The organism is Collimonas humicola (assembly GCF_018304945.1).
Taxonomy (GTDB): domain Bacteria; phylum Pseudomonadota; class Gammaproteobacteria; order Burkholderiales; family Burkholderiaceae_D; genus Collimonas; species Collimonas humicola.
Genome location: NZ_JAGQEE010000012.1, coordinates 78,236 through 103,553, shown reverse-complemented (window position 1 = coordinate 103,553; position 25,318 = coordinate 78,236). Strand labels below are relative to the sequence as shown.

Here is a 25,318-nt window from a genome sequence, read left to right as displayed (position 1 = left end):
CAGGACAAATTATGACTACCCCGCACACTACAGCACCGACACCATCAGCCGACGTCATGGCAATGATCGAACGCCTGATCGCGTTCCCGACCGTATCGCGCGATTCCAACCTGGGATTGATCGAATGGACCCGCGACTACCTGGCCGGATTCGGCGTCAAATCGCGCCTGACCTACGATGCTAGCGGCAAGAAAGCCAATCTGTTTGCGACCCTGGGCGAAGGTCCCAAGCCCGGCCTGATCCTGTCCGGCCATACCGACGTGGTGCCGGTCGAAGGCCAGGCCTGGGACAGCGATCCCTTCAAGGCCGTCGTCAAGGATGGCCTGCTGTATGGCCGCGGCTCGGCCGACATGAAGAGCTACATCGCCACCGCGCTGGCGCTGACGCCGCAATTTCTGGCAGCGAAGATGGACGCGCCGCTGCATTTCGCCCTGTCGTATGACGAAGAAGTGGGCTGCATCGGCGTGCAAGGATTGATCAAGGACCTGCAGGAACTGGGACTGAAGCCGGCGGCCTGCATCGTCGGCGAGCCGACCTCGATGCAGCCGATCATCGCGCATAAAGGCACGCATCGTTTCCGCTGCTGCGTGCGCGGCCGCGAAGCCCATTCCAGCTACACCACCATGGGTGTCAATTCGATCGAATACGCGGCCCGCGTCATCGTCTACATTCGCCAGATGGCGGACCGCTTCGCCCAGCTGGAGACGCGCGACTATGGCTTCACCGTGCCTTACACCACCATGCAGACCGGCCTGATCCACGGCGGCCTGGCAGCCAACATCGTCCCCAAGGATTGCAGGTTCGAATTCGAGGCGCGCACCATGCCGGGCATCGATGTCGAACGCCTGTATCAGGAAATCCGGGATTTCGCCGCGACCCTGCTGCCGGAAATGCAAAGGGTGGAACCGAATGCCGCCATCGACTTTGAATGGCTGGCGTCAGCGCCCGGCCTCAACATGCAGGAAAGCGATGCCGTGGTGCAGCTGGCCAAGGCGCTGGCGCGCAATAAATCGCATGGTGCGGTGTCCTACGGCACCGAAGCCGGCCTGTTCCAGCGCGCCGGCATTCCGACCGTGGTCTGCGGTCCCGGCAGCATCGAGCAGGCGCACCGGCCGAATGAGTTCGTGGCGCTGGAGCAGGTGGCGCAGTGCGAAGCCTTCATGCTGCGCCTGATGGATCCGGGGATGCAGCTGCAAGCCGGCAAATAGAAAAAAGCCATCGCGTGTCATCCTGTGCGGCTGGATTTTGCTAAAGTAGCGTATTGAAGCGCCTTGGTTCTGATGACATTATGACTACTTCCATTGTTCGTGCCGCCTGCCCGCATGACTGCCCCGATACTTGCGCGTTGCTGGTGACGGTGACCGACGGCGTCGCCACCGAAGTCCGCGGCGATCCCGACCATCCCACCACAGCCGGTGTCCTCTGCACCAAGGTCTCGCGCTACACCGAGCGGACCTATCACAAGGATCGCCTGCTGCATCCGCTCAAGCGGGTCGGCAACAAGGGCGAAGGCAAGTTCGTGCAGATCAGCTGGGATGAAGCCATCGCCACGATTGCCGAACGGCTGGGCCAGATCGCCGCGCGCAATCCGCAAGCCATCCTGCCTTACAGCTATGCAGGCACCATGGGCCTGGTGCAGGGCGAGTCGATGTCGATGCGCTTTTTCAACCGCATCGGCGCCTCGCTGCTGGACCGCACCATCTGCGCCTCGGCCGGCGGCGCCGGCTACAAGTACACCCTGGGCGCCAGGATAGGCACCGACCTCGAACAATTCCAGAACGCCAAGCTGATCCTGATCTGGGGCGGCAATCCGATTGCCTCGAACCTGCATTTCTGGATGCGCGCACAGGAAGCCAAGCGCAACGGCGCCAGGTTGATCGCCATCGATCCCTACCGTTCCCTGACCGCCGACAAATGCCATCAGCATATTGCGCTGCTGCCGGGCACCGATTCGGCGCTGGTGCTGGGCATGATGCATGTGCTGATTGCCAAAGACTTGCTGGACCACGATTACATTGCGCGCCATACGCTGGGCTTCGAGCAGCTCAAGCAGCGGGTGCTGGAATGGACGCCGCAACGGACCGCGGAAGTGTGCGGTATTACTGCCGAGGAAGTGACCGAGCTGGCGCGCGCCTATGGCGCCGCGGCCTTGCGCGGCGAAGGCGCGGCGATCCGCATCAACTACGGTTTGCAGCGCGTCCGCGGCGGCGGCATGGCGGTGCGCAATATCAGCTGCCTGCCGGCGCTGGTCGGTGCCTGGCGCCACGCTGCCGGCGGCGTCCAGCTGTCGGCGTCGGACAGCTTTCCGAAGAACAGCCAGGCTTTGCAGCGTCCCGATTTCCTGACCAGGCAAGGCGTGGCGCCGCGCACCATCAACATGAGCACCATCGGCGACGATTTGCTGCGTGAGGCCTCGCCCGAATTTGGCCCGAAAATCGAAGCGGTGATCGTGTATAACTCGAATCCTGTAGCGGTGGCGCCGGAGTCGGGCGTTGTCGCCCGCGGCTTCGCGCGCGAAGACTTGTTCACCGTGGTGCTGGAACACTTCCAGACCGATACCGCCGATTACGCCGACATCGTATTGCCGGCGACCACCCAGCTGGAACACGTCGACGCCCATTCGGCCTACGGCCACTTGTACATGCTGGCGAACAATGCGGCGATCGCGCCGCTTGGCGAAGCCAAGCCGAACACCGAGATTTTCCGCCTGCTGGCGGCGCGCATGGGATTCGACGATGCCTGCTTCCGCGAGAGCGACGACGAAATCGCAGCGCAGGCGTTCGACCGCAAGAACGTACGCGCCATCCATTTCGATTGGGATACGCTCAAGCAGAACGGCTGGCAGAAACTGAACATGCCGGATGCGCCTTTTGCTGACGGCGGCTTTCCGACGCCCTCCGGCAAATGCGAGTTCTACAGCGCGCAAATGCTGAAAGACGGCCTCGATCCTTTGCCGACGTATATTGCACCGTACGAGTCGCGCGCCAGCAATCCCGAACTGGCCAGGAAATATCCGCTGGGGATGATTTCCCCGCCCGCGCGCAACTTCCTCAACTCCAGTTTCGTCAACGTCAAGAGCCTGCGCGATACCGAAGGCGAACCGCATCTCGACATGCATCCTGCCGACGCCGCACAGCGTGGCCTGGCCACTGGCGATGCGGTCCGCATCTTCAACGACCGCGGCAGCTTCAACGCCAGGCTGAGAGTCACCGACAAGGCCAGGACCGGCCTCGTGGTGGGCTTGTCGATCTGGTGGAAAAAAATGGCCAGCGACGGCAAGAACGCCAACGAGGTGACCAGCCAGCGCCTGACCGACATGGGACGCGCACCGACCTTCTACGATGTGCTGGTGGAGGTGGAAAAATTGCAAATTGGCGGCGCCGGCGGGATGAGCGCCAACGCATGAGAACGCGCCGGCTGCTTCCGCTGCTTGCCTTGCTGCTGGTATCGGGATGCGCCCAGCTGGCCTATTACGGACAAGCCGCCAACGGCCAGTTTTCCCTGCTCGACCGCGCCCATCCGATTGACGACTGGCTGGCCGATCCGAACGCCGATACCGCTCTCAAGGCCAAGCTGAAACGCAGCAAGCAGATGCGCCGCTTTGCCGTCACCGACCTTGGCCTGCCGGACAACCGCAGCTACACCGAATATGCCGACCTGCAGCGGCCCTTCGCTTTATGGAACGTGGTGGCGGCGCCGGCGCTGTCGCTGGAACCCCGGCAATGGTGTTTTCCAATTGCCGGCTGCGTGAATTATCGCGGGTACTTCAGCAAGGAAGCGGCGCAAAAATTTGCCGCAGAGATGCGGCGGCAAGGCTACGATGTCCAGGTCAGCGGCGTGCCGGCCTATTCGACGCTGGGCTGGTTCAACGACCCGCTGCTGTCGACCTTCATCAAATATCCCGACGGTGAAGTGGCGCGCCTGATTTTCCATGAGCTGGCGCACCAGACCGTCTATGTCAAAGACGATACCCAGTTCAATGAATCGTTCGCCACCACCGTGGAACAAGCCGGCGTCGAGCGCTGGCTGCAGGCGGTCGGCGACCAGAAAATGCGCGACGCCTACGTCCAGTTCGAAGGACGCAAGCAAGAATTCCTGGCGCTCTTGCTGAAGTACCGCCAACAGCTGGCAAGCAACTATGCCAGCGATCTCAGCGATGACCGGAAGCTGCAGCAAAAGGCCGCGATCTTCGGCGCCCTGCAGGAAGACTATCAGCGGCTCAAGTCCAGCTGGGGCGGCTACACCGGCTATGACCGCTGGTTCGCCGAGCCGCTCTCGAATGCGCACCTGGCGCTGGTGGCGACCTATTACGACCTGGTGCCGGGATTCAAGGCCTTGCTGGCGCAGCAGCAGACCTTGCCGAAGTTTTATATCGCCGTCGCCAGGCTGGCCAAGCTCAGCAAGGAAGAAAGACACCGCCAGCTGGATGAACTGGCAAAAGCGCCATCCGCATAAGATGCCGGCCGGACCGTCGTATTGCGACAGGCTATTGGTTACAATGACAAGATGACCTTCAATACCGACCTGCATCGCAGCACCTTGAAACTGCCCGGCCGCCTGACGCGCGACGGCAGCTCCGCACTGGAAATGAGCGTCATCGATGCCGGTCCCGAATATGGCCGCGGCGCGCGAAACCAGCAGCCGACCATGGTGTTCATCCACGGCTTCGGCGGCCGCGCCGCCTATTGGGAATACCAGCTGGAACAGTTCCAGGCCGACTACCGCGTGATCGCCCTCGATCTGCGCGGCCACGGCTACACCGATGCGCCGGCCGAGGCCGACGGCGCGCACTACGACGTGCCGGAGCTGGTCGCCGACATTGCCGCGGCCCTTGACCTGCTGGAGCTGCCGCCGCAATTCATCCTGGTGTGCCACTCATTCGGCGGCGCGCTGTCCGCCTTCTTCCTCAAGCAGTTTCCGGAACGCGTGTCGGCATTGATCATGATCGCTTCGGCCGCGCGTTTCCGCCTGCGCTGGGCCGGCCGCACCCTGCTGCGCATGCCGCCGCCGATTTTCGGCATGGTGCGCAGGCTGATGCCGTATTTCGGCATCGCCGCCGCCCGCATCTATCCGCCGCCGCATGTGGTCTACCTGCAAAACAAGAACGCCTTGCTGCCGTGGGACGGCAGCGAATATCTGCGCGCCATCAGGGTGCCGGCGCTGGTGATTCTCGGCCATCGCGATATCCTGTTCGATGAAGCCGCCTACAAGGAAGTCGCCAGCCTGATCCCCGGCGCCGAGGAAGTGGTGGTGCCGGTCTCCGCCCATCAAGTGATGGTGGAGCGGCCGGACGCCGTCAACCGCGCCATCGAACGCTTCCTGCAGATGCAGTCCGATCCGGCCGAGCAGGCCGAGCGCCGCCGGCGGCAAAAGGCGGAACGGCGCGCCGCCCGCAAGCAGCTGGAGAGCGAACGGCCGTGGCTGAAATTCTACGATGCCCGTACTCCCTACCGCATCAAGCTGCCGACGGTGGCCTTGCCGCGCCTGCTGGAGGCGACCGCCAGGCGCTTTGCCAAGACCACCGCCTTGTCCTACCGCGGCGGCAGGATCGGCTGGCGCGAGCTGGACCGCCAGGCGAACCGTTTCGCCAACGGCCTGATCGACATGCGCATCAAGCCCGGCGAGCGGATCTTGCTGGCCATGCCGAATATCCCGTCCCTGGTGATTGCCTATTTCGGCATCTTGAAGGCCGGCGCGGTGGCGGTGCTGAGCGATGCTGCCACCCCTGCGGAAATTTTGCTGACGCGGATTGCCGATGCCGACGCAGTGATGCTGGTGACTACCACCAGCCGCTACGACGAATTGCGCGACGTCTTGCAAAGCGATCGCCGCGCCGCGGCTTTGCGGCGTGTGATATTTGCCTCGATGATCGATCACATGGGCTGGCGCGAGAAGCTCAAGTTCGCCGCCCTGCATCATGTCCAGGAAGGCCATTGGCTGCCATGGTTCCGGCAAGACAAGCAGCACCGCAAGCAGGAGCGGCGCTATCTGAAATTCAAGCAGGTGCTGGGGCGCGGCACGGTCTATCCTGCCGAGCTGACGCAAGACGTCAACGATATTGCCGTGGTGGTCTACACCTATGGCGCCAGCGGCACGCCGCTGCCGGTGGCGCTGTCGCATCGCAACCTGGCGGCGAATGCCTTGCAGCTGCGGCACTGGCTGCCGGAGTCGCGGCCCGGCGACGAACGCTTCCTGGCGCAGCAGCCTTTGTCCAGCGCCTACGGCCTGACGGGCGTATTGCACCTGGGCGTCTACCTGGGCGCCACCCTGATCCTGCTGCCGGGGGCCGAGCTGGAACCCTTGCTGAAGACCGTGAAAAAAATGCGTCCTACTTATTTCCCGACCACGCCGCGCATGGTGCGCGAGCTGGCGCATACGCAGGGAGTACGGCGCTACGGCCTGGCGTCGATCCGCGTGTGCGCCGTCAGCGGTTCGCCGCTGGCGCAGGAAATCCGCGAGGAATTTGAAAAGCTGACGCGCGGCCGCCTGGTTGAAGCCTATGGCCTTACCGAAGCCTCGCCGGCGGTGCTGGCGATGCCGCTGTCGGCGCGCCGCAACCCGGGCGTGGTCGGCGTGCCGCTGCCGGATACCGAAGTGAAAGTGGTCGACCTGGATAGCGGCGAGCCCCTACCTGTCGACACCTTGGGCGAGCTATGGGTGCGCGGGCCGCAGCTGTTCGCCGGCTACGACCAAGGCCATGCCGATGACACAGGACACGGCGCTACCGCCCTCAGCCTGATTGCCAAAAAATTAAGCAAGGAACGCCTGCATGAAGGCTGGCTGGCCACCGGCGACGTCGCTAGCATCGACGAAGACGGTTTTGTCTCCATCATCGACCGCAAGAGTAATATGTTGATACGGGGTGGCCAGCGGGTATTCCCGCGCCAGATCGAAGAAGTCTTGTTCGAGCATCCCGCAGTAGCCGTCGCCCATGTGAAATGGAGTCCGGACGAGGAGGGCGTGAAGCACTTGCGGGCAGAGGTTTTGTTGCACCACAACATGACGCTGAGTGTCGACGATTTGCTCAAATATGCGTCAAAACGCTTGCATGTCGACGCTTTGCCCGATAGCATCGCGATAGAACAAAAAAATACAACCGTGCTTTTTTAGCGGTCACCGGCAATATCCCCTTACAGGCGCGTTTTCTTCCAGTGAAACAAGCCAAAAACAATGCATTTATAACAATCAGAGACTAAAGGCAGAACATGGATAAATTTTGGCTCAAATCGTATCCTGAAGGCGTGGCCACTGAGGTCGATTACACGCAGTACCAGTCGCTGGTGCAATTGCTGGAAGAAGCGTTTCAAAAGTACGCGGCACGCAATGCCTATGCCTGCATGGGCAAATACCTGACCTACGCCGAGGTCGACCAGATGTCCCGCAAGGTCGGCGCCTGGCTGCAAGGCAAGGGTCTGCAAAAGGGCGCGCGCGTGGCCATCATGATGCCTAACGTGCTGCAATATCCGGTGGCGATTGCAGCCATCCTGCGCGCCGGCTATACCGTGGTCAACGTCAATCCGCTGTACACCCCGCGCGAACTGGAGCACCAGCTCAACGATTCCGGCGCCGAAGCCATTTTCATCCTCGAGAATTTCGCCACGACATTGCAGCAAGTGGTTGCTCGGACCAAGGTCAAGCATGTCGTTGTGGCCAGCATGGGCGATCTGATGGGCGTCAAGGGCTTGCTGGTGAACCTGGTGGTGCGCCATGTCAAGAAGATGGTGCCGAGTTTTTCCTTGCCTGGCTCGACGCCGTTCAACAGCGTGCTGTCGCAAGGCGCGGCGACGCAGTTGAAGGCAGTCACGCTGGGGCCGGAAGATGTCGCCTTCCTGCAATATACCGGTGGCACTACCGGCGTCTCCAAAGGCGCAACCCTGACCCACCGCAACGTGGTGGCCAACGTGCTGCAGGCTGAAGCCTGGCTGTCGCCCGGCCTGGCCAGCGGACCGAAAGTCGAACAGCTGGCGTTCGTCTGCGCCTTGCCGCTGTATCACATCTTTGCGCTGACGGTGTGCGGCTTGCTGGGCATGCGCGAAGGCGCCTTGAACCTGCTGATCCCGAATCCGCGCGACATCGCCGGCCTGATCAAGGAAATGTCGAAGTACCAGATCAATACTTTCCCGGCCGTGAATACCTTGTACAACGCGCTGCTGCACCACCCTGATTTCGCCAAGCTGGACTTCTCCGGCTACCGGGTCTGCGTCGGCGGCGGCATGGCGGTGCAAAAGGCGGTTGCCGACAAATGGAAGGAAGTCACCGGCTGTCCGATCATCGAAGGCTACGGCTTGTCCGAAACCTCGCCGATCGCCAGCGCCAATCCTTGCACGATCACCGAGTACAGCGGCACCATCGGCTTGCCGCTGCCATCGACCGAGATCGCCATCCTGGACGACGCCGGCCAGCCGGTGCCGCTGGGACAGCCCGGCGAAATCGCGATCCGCGGCCCGCAAGTGATGCGCGGCTACTGGAACCGCGACGATGAAACCGCCAAAGTCATGACCGCTGACGGTTTCTTCAAGTCGGGCGATATCGGCGTCATGGATGAGCGCGGCTACACCAAGATCGTCGACCGCAAGAAAGACATGATCCTGGTCTCCGGCTTCAATGTCTATCCGAACGAAGTCGAAGGCGTAGTGGTGCAGCATCCCGGCGTGCTGGAATGCGCCTGCGTCGGCGTGCCCGACGAGCATGCAGGCGAAGTCGTGAAGATTTTCGTGGTGCGCAAGGATCCGTCGCTGACGGCCGAGCAATTGATGGCTTACTGCCGCGAGCAGCTGACTGGCTACAAGCGTCCGAAGTACATCGAGTTCCGCACCGATCTGCCGAAGACCAATGTCGGCAAAATCCTGCGCCGCGAATTGCGCGACGAAAAGCCCGCGGAGCAAAAGCAGGCTGCCTGATGGTTGAAAACAGCAGCATCTTGCCGGATGCCGCCGTGACGTAGTAAATACCCCGGATCTGCTACAAGCGGATCCGGGGTTTGTTTTTCAGGGCCATGGAGACGGCCTGTTCCTTACGGCTGCATGCAGCTGCTACCACTCGGCAAAGCTGCCGTCCTTGTGGCGCCAGATCGGATTGCGCCAGCGATGGCCGATGGCGGCGCGCTCCTTGACATACTCTTCATTGATCTCGATGCCCAGTCCAGGCCCTTGCGGGATGGTGACATAGCCCTTGTCATAGGCGAATACGTCCGGCTGCGTCACATAGTCGAGCAAATCGTTGCTCTGGTTATAGTGGATGCCCAGGCTCTGTTCCTGGATGAAGGCGTTGTACGACACCGCATCGACCTGCAGGCAAGCCGCCAGCGCGATCGGGCCGAGCGGGCAGTGCAGCGCCACGGCGACGTCGTAGGCTTCCGCCATGGTGGCGATCTTGCGCGTCTCGGTGATGCCGCCTGCGTGCGAGACATCCGGCTGGATGATGTCGACATAGCCTTCGCTCAGGATGCGCTTGAAGTCCCAGCGCGAATACAGCCGTTCTCCCAGCGCGATCGGCGTGCTGGTCAGGGGCGCCAGCTCCTTCAGCGCTTCGTAGTTTTCGCTCAGCACGGGTTCTTCGATGAACATCAGCTTGTAGGGATCCAGTTCCTTGATCAGGATCTTTGCCATCGGCTTGTGCACGCGGCCATGGAAATCGACGCCGATGCCGATGTGCGGGCCGACTGCTTCGCGCACCGCGGCGACATTGGCCAAAGTGGCTTCGACCTTTTCATAGGAATCAACGAACTGCAGTTCTTCGGTGCCGTTCATCTTCACCGCGGTAAAGCCGCGCGCTACCGCATCCCTGGCTGCCGCCGCGGTATCGGCTGGGCGGTCGCCGCCTATCCATGAATAGACGCGGATGCTGTCGCGCACCGGGCCGCCCAGCAGCTGGCTCACCGAGACGCCGAGCGCCTTGCCCTTGATGTCCCACAGCGCCTGGTCGATGCCGGCCAGTGCGCTCATGTGGATGGCGCCGCCGCGATAAAAGCCGCCGCGGTACAGCACGGTCCAGTGGTCTTCGATATGGCGCGGATCCTTGCCGATCAGGTAGTCCGCCAGTTCTTCGACGGCCGCTACCACGCTGTGCGCGCGTCCTTCCACCACCGGCTCGCCCCATCCGACCACGCCTTCGTCGGTTTCTATCTTCAGAAAACACCAACGCGGCGGTACGATGTAAGTGGTCAGTTTGGTGATCTTCATTAATCCGTTCTCCTGGTTACAGGCCGCGGCTCAGCCGCGCGCCCGGTCGACTATCTGCTGTTTTGTTCTTGTGCCGCGCACCATGCGGCGACAAACTTGTTGGCATGCTGGCCCACCTGTTCGGCGCTCAGGCCAGGCTTGTACAAAGCCGATCCCAGGCCGAAGCCGGAGGCGCCGGCATCGATGAAGGTCGCCAGGTTCTCGGGCGTGACGCCGCCCACTGGCAGCAAGGCGATCTCGCGCGGGATCACCGCGCGCCATGCCTTGACGACATGCGCTCCCAGCTGCTCGGCCGGGAACATCTTCAAGACGTCGGCGCCGGCCGCCAGCGCGGCAAACGCTTCGGTCACCGTGGCGACGCCCGGCGCGCAAGCCAGGCCGGCCTGCTTGGCGGCGGCGATCACCAGCGGATCGCTATGCGGCATGACAATGATTTCACCGCCGGCGCGCTTCACCGCCGCCACCTGGTCGGTGCTCAGGACGGTGCCGGCGCCCACCATGCAGTCCGCCGGCAGGGCGCTGCGCAACGTGCGGATGCTGTCGTAGGGCTCGGGCGAATTGAGCGGGACTTCGATGATCCTGAAGCCGGCCTCGTACAGCTTGAGCCCGATCGCCGCCGCTTCATGCGGCTTGACGCCGCGCAGGATGGCGATCAGCCCGCATTGTTTCATTGCGCTTTTTAGCATGATGTTTTCTCCGATGCCTCAGTCAGGTATGCAGCAATCCGGCGCTGAGCGCCAGTTGCCACAGTCCGCGTTCGGTGGCTTGCTGCGCCACCTCGATCTTGCCGAAGCCATAGGCGCGCAACGCCTGCGCATAGCGCTCGCACAAGCCGGCTTCGCCGACCAGCATGACCTGCGCCGGCAGCCGCTGCTGTGCCTGCAGCATGCCGCGCAAGGCGGCGATCTCATGGCCGATCAGCAGTCCCGACAGGTATTCGCGCTGGCCGGTGCCGTCCAGCACGCCGGTCAGTCCCAGGGTGCGGGTACTGAATATGGTCGACAATACACCAGCTTGTCCGGCCGCGGTTTGCGCCACCTGCAGCCCGCGTTCAAAGCTGCGCTGGGCGTCGCCCGTGTCGTTGTCGCCGGCAACCATGCCGCGGCCGAGAATGGTGTGTCCGCATAGCGCCGCATAGACTTCGCCGGTCATGAAGGTATCGAAATGCCGGACTTCGTTCTGTGTTTCCGCATGCCGGATCTGCACCCATTTGGAATGGGTGCCGGGCAGGCCGATCAGGATGTCTGCCGCTTGGCCTTGCTGCGCATGCAGTGAAAGTACGCCAACCACCTGGGTTTCTTCGCCGCGCATGACGTTGGGCAGCTGCGAGTTTTCCATCAGGCCAGGCACGATATGGATCAGCTGGCCATGGCGGTTGCGCAGGCTGGCCAGGCTGCCGCCGATCTGGCCGACGGCGAGCGGCACTTCCAGGTAGGGCGCCTCGCACCAGCCCTGGCGGCTGCCGACCATGCCTGCCGCAATCACCGGCGTGCCTGGCGCTGCTTGCAGCCAGTCGCCGCAAGCCTGCTCAAAAGCCGCTTCGAAGCCGGCATTTTCTCCATCGCCGGCATCCGGCAATTGCATTACGCCCCATGGCAAGGCACGCAGTTCCAGCCGCTGGCCCTCAGCGCCGAGGCGATAAGCGCGCAGCGACGACGTGCCCCAGTCGAGGGCGATTAAGCGCGTTTGATGCGGTGCTGGATTCATTGGCTTGGGCGGATTCCGAAATGGTTTGCTTTGCTGCCGGTTGCGTACGGGTGTAACAATCTAGTGTTGCGTACTTTATTCCGGCAGCAATGCCTTGTCAATATATGATATGCTATCCCAATATATGGGATTAAATTGTTTGAAGGATGGAGTGATGCGAAAATCGCCGGACTTGATAGCGCCGATGAAAAATGCAGGCGACGAGATCGCCGCGATGCCGACCGGCACCCAGACCCTGACGCGCGGCCTGGCCGTGCTGCAGGCGGTGGCTGGCGGCGCGCGCGATCTGAAAGACATCTCGCAGTTGCTGGGCACGACCCGCAGCACTACCCATCGCCTGGCCAGCTGCCTGGCGCAGGAGCGTTATCTGCGTTTTACGCCCGGCATCGGTTATGTGCTGGGGCCCAAGCTGATTGAACTGGGATTCCAGGCGCGCGAGGAAGTCTCTCTCAGCGTGGCGGCGCGGCCTTATCTGGAACAGCTGGCGGAACAATCCGGCGACACCATTCACCTGGCCTTGCAGGATGGCGACGACGTGCTTTACCTGGACAAGATTCCCGGCAAGAAGGGTTTGGAGATGCGCTCGCGCGTGGGACACCGCATGCCTATCGCTACCACCGGCGTCGGCAAGGCGCTGATGCTGGGAATGAGCGAGGGCGAGTGGAAAAATCTATATGAGAAGCGCAGCTCGGCCACCAGCGTCGATACTTCGCGCCTGCTGCCCAAGCGCAGCTGGACTGAGTTTCGCGACCAGATGCGTGCTTATGTCGAGGGCGGCTATGCCTTCGACCTGGAAGACAACGAGCCGTCGATACGCTGCGTGGCGGCGCCGATCTACGACGCCAGCCACGCCATCGTTGCCGCCATCAGCGTTTCCAGCACGCTGCCTTACATGCCGCTGGAACGGATGCAGTCGTTGATCCCGGTGGTGCAGGCCGCCGCTGCCGGCATCTCCGGCGAACTCGGCGCCAATCCGGAAATGATCGGCAGCAGCCTGGGCTGATCAGGGTGTCAGCGCCGGCAGCTTGCGCGGCTTGCGCTGGTCGTCGGTGGCGACATAGGTCAGCGTGGCTTCCGTCACCTTGACGATTTCGGTCTGCAGACGGTTGCGTTCCGCATAGACTTCGACATTGACCGTGATCGAGGTATTGCCGACCTTGACGATGCTGGCGTAGAACGACAGCAGGTCGCCGACGAATACCGGCTGCTTGAACAGGAAGGAATTCACGGCAATGGTGGCGACGCGGCCGTTGGCGCGGCGCGTGGCCGGCAGCGAGCCGGCAATGTCGACCTGTGCCATGATCCAGCCGCCGAAGACGTCGCCGTGGACGTTGGCGTCGGCCGGCATCGGCATCACGCGCAGTTGCGGCATGGTGTCTGGCGGTAATTGATTGTCGTTTTGATCAGCCATCTTTTATTTTCCCCGAGAGCTACAATTGATTAGTTATTTATTTCTGTAGCTTAAACCATTCTTTAAGATTGTCACCCAATGCGCCACCATTCTGCCCCACAGCCAGACGCCGCTGCCGCCGTGAACAACGGCGCCCAGCCCAAGCGCAGCGACTGGGCCACGCTCAAGACTTTGCTGCCCTATCTCTGGACTTACAAGTGGCGGGTGTCGCTGGCGCTGCTGTTCATGCTCGGCGCCAAGCTGGCCAATGTCGGCGTGCCGCTGGTCTTGAAAAAACTGATCGACAGCATGACCATCACCGCCAGCCATCCGCAGGCGATGCTGGTGCTGCCGCTGGGAATACTGGCGGCCTACGGCTTGCTGCGTCTGAGCACTACCTTGTTCACCGAGCTGCGCGAATTCGTGTTCGCCCGCGTCACCCAGCGCGCCGTGCGCACCATTGCCCTGCAGGTGTTCCGCCATTTGCATTCGCTGTCATTGCGTTTCCATTTGAACCGCCAGACCGGCGGCATGACGCGCGACATCGAACGCGGCACACGCGGCATTTCCTCGCTGGTGTCCTACGCCTTGTTCAGCATCCTGCCGACCCTGATCGAGATCTCGCTGGTGCTGGGCTACCTGGTGCTGCATTACGACATCTGGTTCGCTGGCATCACGGTGGTGGCGCTGGTCAGCTATATCTCCTTTACGGTGACGGTGACGGAATGGCGCACCCACTTCCGGCGCACCATGAATACGCTCGATTCGAGCGCCAACACCAAGGCCATCGATTCGCTGATCAACTACGAAACCGTCAAGTACTTCGGCAATGAAGAGTATGAGGCCAGGCGCTATGACGATGGCTTGATGCGTTACGAAACCGCCGCGGTGAAATCGCAGACTTCCCTGTCGCTTCTGAACACCGGACAATCGCTGATCATCGCCACCGCGGTCACCCTGATCTTGTGGCGGGCGACGCAAGGCGTAATCGACGGCAAGATGACCCTGGGCGACCTGGTGCTGGTCAATTCCTTCATGATCCAGCTGTACATTCCCTTGAATTTCCTCGGTGTGATCTATCGGGAAATCAAGCAGAGCCTGGCGGACATGGAGCGGCTGTTCCACCTGCTGGACGAGAACCGCGAAATCGCCGATGCGGATGGGGCGCGTCCGCTGCTGACCGGCGGCGCGCAGGTGCGTTTTTCGCATGTGGATTTCAGCTACGAAAGCAAGCGCCAGATCCTGTTCGACGTCGACTTCACGATCGCTGCCGGCACCACCACCGCAGTGGTCGGCCACAGCGGTTCCGGCAAGTCGACCCTGTCGCGCCTGCTGTTCCGCTTCTACGATATCAATGGCGGCCGCATCACCATCGACGGCCAGGACCTGCGCGACATCACGCAAGCTTCGCTGCGCCAGGCGATCGGCATCGTGCCTCAGGATACGGTGCTGTTCAACGACAGCATCGAATACAACATCGCCTATGGCAAACCGGGCGCCAGCAAGGCGGAAATCGTGGCGGTCGCCAAGGCCGCGCATATTCACGATTTCATCGAGTCGCTGCCGGACGGCTATGACTCGATGGTCGGCGAGCGCGGCCTGAAATTGTCCGGCGGCGAAAAGCAGCGCGTCGCCATCGCCCGCACCTTGCTGAAGAATCCCGCCGTGCTGATTTTCGACGAGGCGACGTCGGCGCTGGATTCGAAATCCGAGCAGGCGATCCAGGCGCAGCTGAAGGAAATCGCCAGGGACCGCACCACGCTGGTGATCGCTCATCGCTTGTCGACGATTGCCGACGCCGAGCAGATCCTGGTGCTCGATCACGGCCGCATCGTCGAACGCGGCACGCATGTCCAGTTGCTGGCGGCGGACGGCGCCTATGCGCAAATGTGGCTGCGCCAGCAGGCGCATCCGGAGGAAATAGGGAGCGCATCGCCGCCATTGGCCGACGCTGACGGTTACGCTGAAAATGTAATCCGGATGGTGTAACGGCACAACGCCGGCAGAGATTGTCGGCGCGCCGCGCGCCAATTTCCTGTGCCGAGATTCCAGACTCGCGTTACGATAGCGGCATGGAAAGCAAATGGCTAGAAGACTTCATTTCGTTGGCGGAAACCCATAGTTTCAGCCGTTCGGCAGAATTGCGTCACGTGACGCAACCGGCGTTTTCACGCCGCATCCAGTCGCTGGAGGCGTGGCTGGGCGCCGATCTGATCGACCGCACTTCCTATCCGACACGGCTGACCGCAGCCGGCGAAGTCTTTTACGAGCAGGCGCTGGAGATGCTCGGCCAGATCAACAACGCCCGCGCGCTGATGCGCGGCAAGCGGCCGACGGCCTTGAGCACGGTCGATTTCGCAGTGCCCCATACACTCTCGCTGACCTATGTGCCGCGCTGGATCCGGGTGCTGGAAGACGGTTTCGGTCCGCTCAATACGCGCTTGCTGGCCCTGAACGTGCACGATGCGGTGATGGCGATGGTCGACGGCGGCTGCGATCTGCTGCTGTGCTACCACCATCCGCGCCAGCCGGTGCAGCTCGATACCGGCCGCTACGATCTGATCACGCTCGGCAGCGAAGTGCTGCGCGCCTACGCCCATTGCAACAAGGCCGGCGAGCCTGACTATCGCTTCCCGGGCAGCGCCAGCGCGCCTTTGCCCTTCCTGTCGTACACCAGCAATGCCTATCTGGGGCGCATGGTGGAACTGATCCTGGCCGACGCCAAGAAGCCGCTGTATCTTGAAAAGCGCTATGAAACCGATATGGCGGAAGGCTTGAAAATGATGGCGCTGGAAGGGCATGGCGTGGCCTTCCTGCCGGAGTCCGCCGTGACCCGCGAGGTCAAGCTGAAGCAGCTTGCCAGCGTCGACCAGGCGGCGCCGGAATGGGAGGCGACCATGGAAATCCGCCTGTATCGCGAACGGCCGACCATACAAAGACCGGGCAAGCCGGTGGTCGCCAGATTGTGGGCTTATCTGCTGCAACAGCAGGAACTGGCAGCCAAGGGCGCCAAGCGCAAGACTGCCATTCCCGCCATTTCCAGCCAGCGCTGATTGCCCGCCGGTGCGTCGGCAAAAACCATATCTCCGGCACACAAATTGTTCTTTTGATATCAATGCAAAATTTGCATAGTTACATGCGCACAAAGCATTGGCAATGCCCTGTGACGTTGTCCTACGATGCGGCACTAGATCGATTTTGCTCCCGCTGCAGTCTTTCATATGGGAGCCGGTCTGCCACTTCCTGGAGCGCGCAAAAGCATGACTATCAAGCACGAAGTCCCATCTTATCTCACGCAACATGGCATCGGCCCATGGGGCGATTATCTCGAACAAATCGATCGCGTTACACCTTACCTTGGCAACCTGGCCCGCTGGGTCGAGACCATGAAGCGTCCGAAGCGCATGCTGATCGTCGACGTTCCTATCGAACGCGACGATGGCACCATTGCTCACTTCGAAGGTTACCGCGTTCAGCACAATACTTCGCGCGGCCCGGGCAAGGGCGGCGTCCGTTTCCACCAGGACGTGACACTGTCTGAAGTGATGGCGCTGTCGGCCTGGATGACGGTCAAGAACGCGGCGGTCAACGTGCCGTACGGCGGCGCCAAGGGCGGCATCCGGGTTGACCCGAAGACGCTGTCGCAAGGCGAGCTGCAGCGCATGACACGGCGCTACACCAGCGAAATCGGCATCATCATCGGCCCTAACAAGGACATTCCGGCGCCGGACGTCAACACCAACGAACAGATCATGGCGTGGATGATGGATACCTATTCCATGAACCAGGGCAGCACTGCTTCGGGCGTGGTGACCGGCAAGCCGATCTCGCTGGGCGGCAGCCTGGGACGGCGCGAAGCCACCGGCCGCGGCGTGTTCGTGGTGGGTTGCGAAGCGGCGGTCAAGCGCGGCCTGGATATCCATGGCGCCAAGGTTGCGGTGCAGGGTTTCGGTAACGTCGGCAGCATCGCGGCGCGCCTGTTCTCGGACGCCGGCGCCAAAGTGGTGGCGGTGCAGGACCATATCTCCACCGTGACGCGCTCCAGCGGCCTGGACGTGGCGGCATTGCAGGCCCACGTGCAGAAAACCGGCAGCGTGGCCGGCTTCAGCGGCGGCGAAGAAATCAGCGACCGTGCGCAGTTTTGGGGGGTGGATTGCGATATTTTGGTGCCTGCGGCGCTGGAACAGCAGATCACTGTCGAGAACGCCGGCAAGATCCGCGCCAAGATCATCCTGGAAGGCGCGAACGGTCCGACCAGCCCGGCAGCGGACGACATCCTGCATGAAAAAGGCGTGCTGGTGGTGCCTGACGTCATCGCCAACGCCGGCGGCGTGACCGTCAGCTATTTCGAATGGGTGCAGGATTTCTCCAGCTTCTTCTGGACCGAAGATGAAATCAATCTGCGCCTCACCCGCATCATGCGCGAAGCGTTCACTGCGGTGTGGCAACTGGCCGAAGAGAAAAAGGTCTCCCTGCGTACCGCGGCGTTCATCGTTGCTTGTACCCGGGTATTGCAGGCGCGCGAAATGCGCGGTTTGTATCCTTGATTGGATCGAATTGATACAGCGCGAAGTTGAGCTATAGTCGAAATGTTTTGCGCACGCGCAATTGGCGACCCAAATCGCCGCTTGCGCGTGTACTATCTGGCCCCGGTAGAATCCGGGGCGTTTGTCCATCTGGAAGCGATGAAAAACAATCGCGATGGATAAGCGAATAGCTGGCTTGAATATTGCATGTTATGCACATTCCGGACCGAAAAATAATTCGACATCATTAGCAAATATCAACAGGAGAACAGCGTGGCAATCAGGGAAATCAACAAGAATGGTACGGCCGCATGGCGCCGGACAACCAGCTTAAGCGTGGCGCTGGCGCTGAGCCTGGGTTTGAGCGCGGCTGCGGCGCAGGCGGAAGACGCGCTGGCAAGGATCCGCGACAGCAAGACCATCACGATCGGGTACAGAGAGGCATCTTTTCCTTTTTCCTTTCTGGACCAGGACAAGAAGCCGGTGGGCTATACGATCGACTTGTGTCTGAAAATTGCAGATGCCGTAAAGCAACAATTGAAATTGCCGCAATTGAATATCGCCTATGTGCCGGTGACTTCCTCCAACCGGCTTGACTTAATTGCCGGCGGCAAGGTGGACCTGGAGTGCGGATCGACCACCAACAATGCGGAACGGCGCAAGCGGGTCGACTTCACCATTGCGCATTTCATGGCATCCACGCGCATGATCGTGCGGACCAGCGACACCATCAAGAACTGGCCGGACCTGCGCAACAAGAAAGTGGTGACGACCAAGGGCACCACCAGCGTCAAGTCGCTGGATGACCGCGGCCAGGTTCGTGCGCTGAACATGACGGTGCTGGAAGGGCGCGATCACAACGAGTCGTTCAAGATGGTGGAAGACAAGGCGGCCGACGCTTTCGTGATGGACGACGTGCTGCTGTACGGCTTGAAGGCCACGGCCAAGGATCCGGCAGCGTATGCGGTGGTCGGTGATCCTTTGACAACTGAGCCGTACGCTATCATGCTGCCGAAGGGCGACCCGGCCTACAAAGGCCTGGTGGACCGCGAAATGGGCCGCATCATCCACGATGGCGAAATCCAGAAGCTGTATACAAAGTGGTTCCTGAGCGCGATACCGGCAAAAAATAATCTTACGCTAAACATGCCTATGAGCTATCTTTTCAGAGAGTCATTGCGCTTTCCATCGGATCATGTAGGAAATTGACGGTAGCAAGGTCATACCAAGAATAAAATTGGCCGTAGTTGAAAATTCATACAGGTTGGGGAGACCAGTATTTTTGGAGGAGAGCTGTAAAAATAAAAAATATGCATGGGTATAAGTCCGCTGTGCGAGCAGTGAGTTTGTTAAACTATACAGATAATCTTTAACGGGAGTTGTTATGATGTCATCGAAATTGGTCGTCGCTTTGGTTGGCCTGGGAGTGCTGGTTGGCTCCGTGCAAGCGCAAGAACTGACCGGAACACTCAAAAAAATCAAGGACACCGGCACCATCACCCTGGGTGTGCGCGATTCTTCTATCCCTTTCTCTTACCTTGATGACAAACAATCGTATCAAGGCTATTCGATCGACCTGTGCCTGAAAGCCGCTACTGCCATTCAAAAGCAGCTAGGCATGACAGCGCTCAACGTGAAGATGGTTCCGGTGACATCGGCGACCCGTATTCCGCTGATCTCCAACGGCACCATCGACCTGTCCTGCGATTCCGCCACCAACAATGCCGAGCGTCAAAAGGTTGTGTCCTTTGCGCCGACCATGTACGTGACTGCGAACCGCATCCTGGCCAAGAAGTCCTCCAACATCACGAAGCTGGACGACCTCAAGGGCAAGACCATCGTTTCCACTTCCGGCACCTCGAACCTGAAGCAAGTCACGATTCTCAATGGCGAGCGCAACCTCGGCATGAACATCCTGGCTGCCAAGGACCACGCTGAAGCGTTCCTGATGGTTGAAACCGGCCGTGCAGCTGCGTTCGTGATGGACGACATCCTGCTGGCCTCGCTGGCTGCCAGCTCGAGAGCGCCTAACGACTATGCAATCACCACCGAAGCGCTGTCGGTTGAGCCATACGGCATCATCGAGCGTAAAGACGACCCGGCATTCAAGCTGGCAGTCGACACTGCGTTGACCAACCTGTACAAATCGGGCCAGGTTAACGACATCTACGCAAAATGGTTCCTGAAGCCGATTCCACCTAAGGGCGTCAACCTGAACGTGCCGATGAGCCCGCAATTGAAGGCAGCATTTGCTCATCCGACCGATTCCGGCGATCCGGCTGCCTACGCTGCCGTGCCTGAAGCGCAAAAACAATCGTTGAAGAAAAAATAAGATTGGCGATCTAAAGAAATGAAGGGGGAGGCGCAAGCCTCCCATTTTGTTTCTGGAATCGATTTGCTGCGATGCACAATTCGTGCGCCGGACAGCGGCAGGTCCGGCGCATTCGGGTAGTTTTATGCCGCAGCAGTAAGTTAGAGAGTGAGAGGGGACTTAATATGCATTACAACTGGAACTGGGGTATCTTCTGGCAAGAGTCTCCCGACGGTGTCAGCACTTACATGGACACCTTGCTGACCGGCCTGAAATGGACGCTTGCGTTGTCTATTTCAGCCTGGATCATGGCGCTGGTCATCGGTACGGTGATCGGTACGATTCGCACCATGCCGAACAAGTGGGCAGTACGCCTGGCCAACGGCTATGTCGAATTATTTCGTAACATTCCATTAATCGTTCAGATGTTCCTCTGGTATTTCGTCATGCCGGAGATAGTACCTGCGAGCATTGGCGGCTGGCTCAAGAGCTTGCCGAATGCTTCGTTCATCACCGCCTTCCTGGCGCTGGGTTTCTTTACGTCGTCGCGGATTGCCGTACAGGTTTCCGCTGGCATCAATGCACTGCCCCGTGGCCAAAAGCTGGCGGGTACTGCACTTGGCTTGACGTTGCCACAAACATACCGCTACGTATTGCTGCCGATGTCGTTCCGGATCATCATCCCGTCCCTGACCAACGAATTTGCAGCGATCATCAAGAACAGCTCGGTCGCATTGACCATCGGCCTGGTGGAACTGACCGCCGCGACCTACTCAATGCGCGAATTTACTTTCCAGACTTTCGAAGCCCTGACCGGCGCCACGGTGATTTACGTGATCATCTCGGGTATTGCCTTGTTGCTGGCGCGCTGGCTTGAAAGAGCCATTGCGATTCCAGGATTTATTGCCTCTGGCAGTGCTAACACAGGAGGCCATTAATCATGTTTTCAAATTTCGATTTTGACGTCATCCAGCGTTCCTGGTTCTACCTGTTCACCACCGGCATGAAGTTCACGCTGACGCTGACATTGGTAGCGATGATAGGCGGCATCCTGTTCGGCACTGTGCTGGCGATGATGCGCCTGTCGCACAACAAGGCCATCTCGCTGATCGCCACCAGCTATGTCAACCTGATCCGCTCGGTGCCGCTGGTGCTGGTGATTTTCTGGTTCTACTTCCTGGTGCCGTATATCGGCGCCTGGATCATCGGTGCGCAGCAGCCGGTGCAGGTTGGGGCCTTTTCATCGGCGCTGATTACCTTCATCTTGTTTGAAGCCGCTTATTACTGCGAAATCATGCGTTCCGGAATCCAGTCGATTCCACGCGGCCAGATTTCCGCCGGCTATGCGCTCGGCATGAACTACTGGCAGATGATGGGCAATGTGGTGCTGCCGCAAGCGTTCCGCAACATGATCCCGATCCTGCTGACGCAAACCATCGTGCTGTTCCAGGACGTGTCGCTGGTCTACGTGCTGGGCTCGGTGCCGGACTTCGTTACCGTTGCTTCGAAGATCGCGCAGCGCGACGGCCGTCTGGTGGAAATGTACATGTTTGTCGCCGTGGTGTACTTCGTGATGAGCTTCGGTTTGTCGTCGCTGGTCAAGCAGCTGCAGCACAGGGTTGCGATTATTCGATAATGGACGGCGGCATGCCCTGAGCAGGGCTGCCGCCAGTTGCACAATAGAATTCAGGAATTAGGAGAAATACTCATGATTAAGCTTAACAACGTCAGCAAATGGTACGGTCAATTTCAAGTCCTGACCGATTGCACCACGCAAGTGGCCAAGGGCGACGTGGTCGTCGTGTGCGGACCGTCGGGTTCCGGCAAATCGACGCTGATCAAGACCGTCAACGGCCTTGAGCCGTTCCAGAAGGGCGAGATCATGGTCGACGGCGTGTCGGTCGGCGATCCGAAGACCAACCTGTCGAAACTGCGCGCGCGCATCGGCATGGTGTTCCAGAACTTCGAACTGTTCCCGCACATGTCGATCCGCGAAAACCTGACCATCGGCCAGGTCAAGGTGCTCGGCCGCAGCCAGGATGAAGCGAACGAGAAAGGCTTGAAATACCTCGACCGCGTCGGCCTGATCGCACAGAAAGACAAGTTCCCAGGCCAGCTGTCCGGCGGCCAGCAGCAACGTGTGGCGATTGCCCGCGCCTTGTCGATGGACCCGATCGCCATGCTGTTCGACGAGCCGACTTCGGCGCTCGATCCGGAAATGATCAACGAAGTGCTGGACGTGATGGTAGGTCTGGCGCAGGAAGGCATGACCATGATGGTGGTGACCCATGAAATGGGTTTCGCCAAGAAGGTCGCCAACCGCGTGGTGTTCATGGACAAGGGCCTGGTGGTGGAAGACTGCCGCAAGGAAGAGTTCTTCGGCGCGCCGCGTTCCGACCGCGCGCGTGACTTCCTGGCCAAGATCATCCACTGATCGCAGGATTGCCGGCAGGACAAGAAGCCGCTCCGGTGCATGCCCGAGCGGCTTTTTTCATGGCGCCCGCCGGTGCCGGCCGCGGCTGCGATTCAGGCTGGCCGCCGCGGCTGCGGTAAAATGACGCTCATTGAAGCCGTCGCCACACCATGCTCTCCATCAAACCTTATCTGCGCAGCCTGAAACTCAATCCCGACAAGGCGATTGACTACGATGCCTATCCTTTCAGCATTCCTGCCGTACGGGAGCTGGAGCAGATCGAGTTTCATCCTGAAGTGACCTTTCTGGTCGGCGAAAACGGCGCGGGCAAATCGACCTTGCTGGAAGCGATGGCGATCGCCTGGGGTTTCAATGCCGAGGGCGGCACCATGAATGCGCGCTTCTCGACCGCCGATGCACACTCCGAGCTGTACAGCTACCTGCGCACCGTGAAGAGTTTCAAGCGGCCGCGCAACGGCTATTTCCTGCGCGCCGAGAGCTTTTTCAATCTCGCCACCTACGAAGAGGAACTGGAGGAGGGCGCTGGGCGGGTCCACCATTCCTATGGCGACAAAGGGCTGCACCGGCAATCGCATGGCGAATCCTTCCTGGCGCTGCTGCAGAACAAGTTCCAGCCGGATGGCTTCTACATGCTGGACGAACCGGAAGCGGCGCTGTCGCCCAACCGGCAGCTGACAGCGCTGGCGATCATCCACAAACTGGCGCAAGATCGCTGCCAGTTCATTATCGCCACCCACTCGCCGATTTTGCTGGCCTATCCGCACGCCAGGATTTACCTGCTGGACCAGAGCGGGCTCAGCGAAACCCGCTACGAAGACACTGAACACTATACGACCACACGCCATTTCCTGAACAATCCGGCAGCCATGCTGGAACGACTTTTTGCAGAAGAGAATGAAGATGACTGATGCCTTGACCAAAACACTGACCATCACCCGTCCCGACGACTGGCATTTGCACCTGCGCGACGGCGTAGCGCTGGCCAGCGTGCTGCCGCATAGCGCGCGCCAGTTCGGCCGCGCCATCGTGATGCCCAACCTGAAGCCGCCGGTCACCACCACTGCGCAAGCCGCGGCCTACCGCGAGCGCATCCTCGCCGTGCTGCCGCCCGAACTGACGTTCGAGCCTTTGATGACGCTGTATCTGACCAACAACACGCCGCCCGACGAAATCCGCCGCGCCAAGGACAGCGGCTTCGTGCACGCGGTCAAGCTGTATCCGGCCGGCGCCACCACCAACTCCGATGCCGGCGTGACCGATCTCAGCAAGTGCTACAAGACGCTGGAAGTGATGCAAGAGCTGGGCATGCCTTTTCTGGTGCACGGCGAAGTAACCGATCCGGCCATCGATATCTTCGACCGCGAAGCCGTCTTCATCGAGCGCGTGATGCAGCCGCTGCGGCGAGACATGCCGGAATTGAAAGTGGTGTTCGAGCACATCACCACCAAGGAAGCCGCCCAGTACGTCGAGAGCGCCGAAGGTCCGGTCGCCGCCACGGTCACCGCGCACCACCTGCTGTACAACCGCAACGAAATCTTCAAAGGCGGGATCCGTCCGCACTACTATTGCCTGCCCGTGCTGAAGCGGGAAGAGCATCGCCAGGCCCTGGTGCGCGCGGCCACGTCCGGCAGCAGCCGTTTCTTCCTCGGCACCGATTCGGCGCCGCATCCCAAGGGCCTGAAGGAACACGCTTGCGGCTGTGCCGGCTGCTATACCGCGCTGCATGCGATGGAGCTGTATGCACAGGCGTTTGACCAGGCCGGGGCGCTGGATCGGCTCGAAGCATTCGCCAGCTTCAACGGCCCGGCGTTCTACAACCTGCCGCGCAACCAGGGCAGCGTGACCCTGAAGCGCCAGCCATGGACCCTGCCGGCCGAACTGCCGCTGGGCGATACCACGCTGGTGCCGCTGAACGGCGGTGAAACCATAGACTGGCAGTTGGCATAAAGTCATCCGGCCGCCGGCGCGCGGCGGCCGTTCGCATCGGCATGGTGCGATTTTTGCATGCTTGCATGGCAGCGGTGGATAAAACGCTATCCCATCCGGTCTAACCGAAGCTCAATGAGTCGTCCGCAGACGAAGGTTTCAAGCATGCAAAGTCTACGTATCGTTGTGGTCAATCCTGTCGCCATCGAGGGCGAAGACGATCCTGCGTTTGCCGCCCAGGCTGCGCGCGGCAAGGACCTGCGCATCGGTTTGCTGGAGGCCGGCTACAACATCATCGCTTCGCTTCCCGCCGACCTCTATCTCCCTGAAAGAATTGCTCAGTTGCAACCAGACATGATCATCGTCGACGCCGAATCCGATGCGCGCGACGTGCTGGAGCATGTGGTGGTGGCGACCCGCGACGCCCGCCGCCCGATCGTGCTGTTTACCGAGGATGCCAAGACCTCCAGCATGGATGCCGCCATGGCCGCCGGCGTCTCTGCCTACATCGTGGCAGGGTTGCAGCCGGCGCGCATCAAACCCGTGCTGGATGTCGCCCTGGCGCGCTTCCGCCAGGAGCAGAAATTGCTGGCGGAACTGTCCGACACCAAGCTCAAGCTGGCGGAACGCAAGGTGCTGGAGCGCGCCAAAGGCTTGCTGATGGAACATCACAAGCTGAGCGAGCAGGAGGCTTATCAAAAGCTGCGCCGGCTGGCAATGGACAAGAACCTGAAGTTATCCGAGGTAGCGCAGCGGATCATCGATGCCGCCGATTTGCTGGGCTGAGTCTCGCCTGGGCCTCGCCTGAATCTCGCCTGAATCTCGCCTGAGCCTTGCGATTGA

The 25,318-nt window shown here is 60.6% G+C and carries 21 protein-coding genes; 17 read left to right on the top strand and 4 right to left on the bottom strand.

The window, feature by feature from the left end:
* Positions 1–11: 11 nt before the first annotated feature.
* From argE to KHU30_RS24410, 5 genes are all read left to right on the top strand, one after another.
* The gene (gene argE / locus KHU30_RS24430; RefSeq protein ID WP_211445196.1) at positions 12–1,208 is read left to right on the top strand and encodes an acetylornithine deacetylase; all 1,197 of its coding nucleotides are present in this window, start codon (positions 12–14) and stop codon (positions 1,206–1,208) included.
* Positions 1,209–1,288: 80 nt separating this feature from the next.
* Positions 1,289–3,406, top strand: coding sequence for a molybdopterin-containing oxidoreductase family protein (locus tag KHU30_RS24425; RefSeq protein WP_211445195.1), 2,118 nt, complete (start codon positions 1,289–1,291; stop codon positions 3,404–3,406).
* On the top strand, positions 3,403–4,455 hold the full coding sequence (locus tag KHU30_RS24420) for an aminopeptidase (protein WP_211445194.1): 1,053 nt from the start codon (positions 3,403–3,405) through the stop codon (positions 4,453–4,455). Before KHU30_RS24425 ends, KHU30_RS24420 begins: the two co-directional genes overlap by 4 nt.
* Positions 4,456–4,506: 51 nt before the next feature.
* Complete coding sequence (locus KHU30_RS24415) at positions 4,507–7,110, top strand: alpha/beta fold hydrolase (RefSeq protein ID WP_211445193.1); 2,604 nt, start codon at positions 4,507–4,509, stop codon at positions 7,108–7,110.
* 95 nt (positions 7,111–7,205) lie between these two features.
* Entirely contained in the window at positions 7,206–8,900 is a 1,695-nt protein-coding gene (locus tag KHU30_RS24410) for a long-chain fatty acid--CoA ligase (RefSeq protein ID WP_211445192.1), read from the top strand.
* 132 nt (positions 8,901–9,032) lie between these two features.
* Here the strand turns inward: KHU30_RS24410 and dgoD are convergent, their stop codons facing one another.
* The 3 genes from dgoD to KHU30_RS24395 are packed head-to-tail and all read right to left on the bottom strand — an operon-like array spanning position 9,033 to position 11,888.
* Positions 9,033–10,181, bottom strand: a complete 1,149-nt coding sequence (dgoD, locus tag KHU30_RS24405; protein ID WP_211445191.1) for a galactonate dehydratase — start codon at positions 10,179–10,181, stop codon at positions 9,033–9,035.
* A gap of 50 nt (positions 10,182–10,231) precedes the next feature.
* Entirely contained in the window at positions 10,232–10,867 is a 636-nt protein-coding gene (locus KHU30_RS24400; RefSeq protein WP_211445190.1) for a 2-dehydro-3-deoxy-6-phosphogalactonate aldolase, read from the bottom strand.
* A 22-nt stretch (positions 10,868–10,889) separates the two neighbouring features.
* Positions 10,890–11,888 carry a 2-dehydro-3-deoxygalactonokinase gene (locus KHU30_RS24395; protein WP_211445189.1) on the bottom strand — a complete coding sequence of 333 codons (999 nt, stop codon included), beginning with the start codon at positions 11,886–11,888 and terminating at the stop codon, positions 10,890–10,892.
* Positions 11,889–12,042: 154 nt separating this feature from the next.
* Here KHU30_RS24395 and KHU30_RS24390 point away from each other — a divergent pair, with 154 nt between their 5' ends.
* A complete protein-coding gene (locus tag KHU30_RS24390) occupies positions 12,043–12,891 on the top strand; it encodes an IclR family transcriptional regulator (RefSeq protein WP_211445188.1) in 849 nt (282 codons plus the stop codon).
* On the opposite strand, the gene KHU30_RS24385 is transcribed toward KHU30_RS24390, so the two are convergent.
* The gene (locus KHU30_RS24385) at positions 12,892–13,299 is read right to left on the bottom strand and encodes an acyl-CoA thioesterase (RefSeq protein ID WP_211445187.1); all 408 of its coding nucleotides are present in this window, start codon (positions 13,297–13,299) and stop codon (positions 12,892–12,894) included. It abuts the gene before it with no gap.
* A 78-nt stretch (positions 13,300–13,377) separates the two neighbouring features.
* Between KHU30_RS24385 and KHU30_RS24380 the strand changes: the two genes are divergently transcribed.
* From KHU30_RS24380 to KHU30_RS24330, 11 genes are all read left to right on the top strand, one after another.
* Positions 13,378–15,267 (top strand): ABCB family ABC transporter ATP-binding protein/permease, encoded by a 1,890-nt coding sequence (locus KHU30_RS24380; RefSeq protein WP_211445186.1) that lies wholly within the window; start codon positions 13,378–13,380, stop codon positions 15,265–15,267.
* Positions 15,268–15,350: 83 nt separating this feature from the next.
* Positions 15,351–16,331, top strand: a complete 981-nt coding sequence (locus tag KHU30_RS24375; protein WP_211445185.1) for a LysR family transcriptional regulator — start codon at positions 15,351–15,353, stop codon at positions 16,329–16,331.
* 207 nt (positions 16,332–16,538) lie between these two features.
* The gene (locus KHU30_RS24370) at positions 16,539–17,825 is read left to right on the top strand and encodes a Glu/Leu/Phe/Val family dehydrogenase (RefSeq protein ID WP_211445184.1); all 1,287 of its coding nucleotides are present in this window, start codon (positions 16,539–16,541) and stop codon (positions 17,823–17,825) included.
* A gap of 252 nt (positions 17,826–18,077) precedes the next feature.
* Positions 18,078–19,013, top strand: coding sequence for an amino acid ABC transporter substrate-binding protein (locus KHU30_RS24365; protein ID WP_211445183.1), 936 nt, complete (start codon positions 18,078–18,080; stop codon positions 19,011–19,013).
* Positions 19,014–19,188: 175 nt separating this feature from the next.
* Positions 19,189–20,136 carry an amino acid ABC transporter substrate-binding protein gene (locus KHU30_RS24360; protein WP_211445182.1) on the top strand — a complete coding sequence of 316 codons (948 nt, stop codon included), beginning with the start codon at positions 19,189–19,191 and terminating at the stop codon, positions 20,134–20,136.
* A 164-nt stretch (positions 20,137–20,300) separates the two neighbouring features.
* Positions 20,301–21,053 carry an amino acid ABC transporter permease gene (locus tag KHU30_RS24355; protein WP_211445181.1) on the top strand — a complete coding sequence of 251 codons (753 nt, stop codon included), beginning with the start codon at positions 20,301–20,303 and terminating at the stop codon, positions 21,051–21,053.
* A 2-nt stretch (positions 21,054–21,055) separates the two neighbouring features.
* Entirely contained in the window at positions 21,056–21,751 is a 696-nt protein-coding gene (locus KHU30_RS24350; RefSeq protein WP_211445180.1) for an amino acid ABC transporter permease, read from the top strand.
* A gap of 72 nt (positions 21,752–21,823) precedes the next feature.
* Positions 21,824–22,549, top strand: a complete 726-nt coding sequence (locus KHU30_RS24345; protein WP_211445179.1) for an amino acid ABC transporter ATP-binding protein — start codon at positions 21,824–21,826, stop codon at positions 22,547–22,549.
* 149 nt (positions 22,550–22,698) lie between these two features.
* Positions 22,699–23,457 (top strand): AAA family ATPase, encoded by a 759-nt coding sequence (locus tag KHU30_RS24340; protein WP_211445178.1) that lies wholly within the window; start codon positions 22,699–22,701, stop codon positions 23,455–23,457.
* Positions 23,444–24,496 carry a dihydroorotase gene (gene pyrC, locus KHU30_RS24335; protein ID WP_407928140.1) on the top strand — a complete coding sequence of 351 codons (1,053 nt, stop codon included), beginning with the start codon at positions 23,444–23,446 and terminating at the stop codon, positions 24,494–24,496. The genes KHU30_RS24340 and pyrC overlap by 14 nt, the downstream gene beginning before the upstream one ends.
* A 144-nt stretch (positions 24,497–24,640) precedes the next feature.
* Positions 24,641–25,261: an ANTAR domain-containing response regulator gene (locus tag KHU30_RS24330; RefSeq protein WP_211445177.1), complete on the top strand. Its 621-nt coding sequence runs from the start codon at positions 24,641–24,643 to the stop codon at positions 25,259–25,261.
* The last annotated feature ends 57 nt before the right edge of the window (positions 25,262–25,318 follow it).

Coding starts and splice junctions, on each gene's coding strand:
- KHU30_RS24385 (WP_211445187.1), bottom strand. CDS start 13,299: ATGGCTGATCAAAACGACAATCAATTACCGCCAGACACCATGCCGCAA.
- KHU30_RS24370 (WP_211445184.1), top strand. CDS start 16,539: ATGACTATCAAGCACGAAGTCCCATCTTATCTCACGCAACATGGCATC.
- KHU30_RS24415 (WP_211445193.1), top strand. CDS start 4,507: ATGACCTTCAATACCGACCTGCATCGCAGCACCTTGAAACTGCCCGGC.
- KHU30_RS24345 (WP_211445179.1), top strand. CDS start 21,824: ATGATTAAGCTTAACAACGTCAGCAAATGGTACGGTCAATTTCAAGTC.
- KHU30_RS24420 (WP_211445194.1), top strand. CDS start 3,403: ATGAGAACGCGCCGGCTGCTTCCGCTGCTTGCCTTGCTGCTGGTATCG.
- KHU30_RS24360 (WP_211445182.1), top strand. CDS start 19,189: ATGATGTCATCGAAATTGGTCGTCGCTTTGGTTGGCCTGGGAGTGCTG.
- KHU30_RS24395 (WP_211445189.1), bottom strand. CDS start 11,888: ATGAATCCAGCACCGCATCAAACGCGCTTAATCGCCCTCGACTGGGGC.
- KHU30_RS24355 (WP_211445181.1), top strand. CDS start 20,301: ATGCATTACAACTGGAACTGGGGTATCTTCTGGCAAGAGTCTCCCGAC.
- dgoD (WP_211445191.1), bottom strand. CDS start 10,181: ATGAAGATCACCAAACTGACCACTTACATCGTACCGCCGCGTTGGTGT.
- argE (WP_211445196.1), top strand. CDS start 12: ATGACTACCCCGCACACTACAGCACCGACACCATCAGCCGACGTCATG.
- KHU30_RS24410 (WP_211445192.1), top strand. CDS start 7,206: ATGGATAAATTTTGGCTCAAATCGTATCCTGAAGGCGTGGCCACTGAG.
- KHU30_RS24375 (WP_211445185.1), top strand. CDS start 15,351: ATGGAAAGCAAATGGCTAGAAGACTTCATTTCGTTGGCGGAAACCCAT.
- pyrC (WP_407928140.1), top strand. CDS start 23,444: ATGAAGATGACTGATGCCTTGACCAAAACACTGACCATCACCCGTCCC.
- KHU30_RS24425 (WP_211445195.1), top strand. CDS start 1,289: ATGACTACTTCCATTGTTCGTGCCGCCTGCCCGCATGACTGCCCCGAT.
- KHU30_RS24390 (WP_211445188.1), top strand. CDS start 12,043: ATGCGAAAATCGCCGGACTTGATAGCGCCGATGAAAAATGCAGGCGAC.
- KHU30_RS24380 (WP_211445186.1), top strand. CDS start 13,378: ATGCGCCACCATTCTGCCCCACAGCCAGACGCCGCTGCCGCCGTGAAC.
- KHU30_RS24350 (WP_211445180.1), top strand. CDS start 21,056: ATGTTTTCAAATTTCGATTTTGACGTCATCCAGCGTTCCTGGTTCTAC.
- KHU30_RS24340 (WP_211445178.1), top strand. CDS start 22,699: ATGCTCTCCATCAAACCTTATCTGCGCAGCCTGAAACTCAATCCCGAC.
- KHU30_RS24330 (WP_211445177.1), top strand. CDS start 24,641: ATGCAAAGTCTACGTATCGTTGTGGTCAATCCTGTCGCCATCGAGGGC.
- KHU30_RS24400 (WP_211445190.1), bottom strand. CDS start 10,867: ATGCTAAAAAGCGCAATGAAACAATGCGGGCTGATCGCCATCCTGCGC.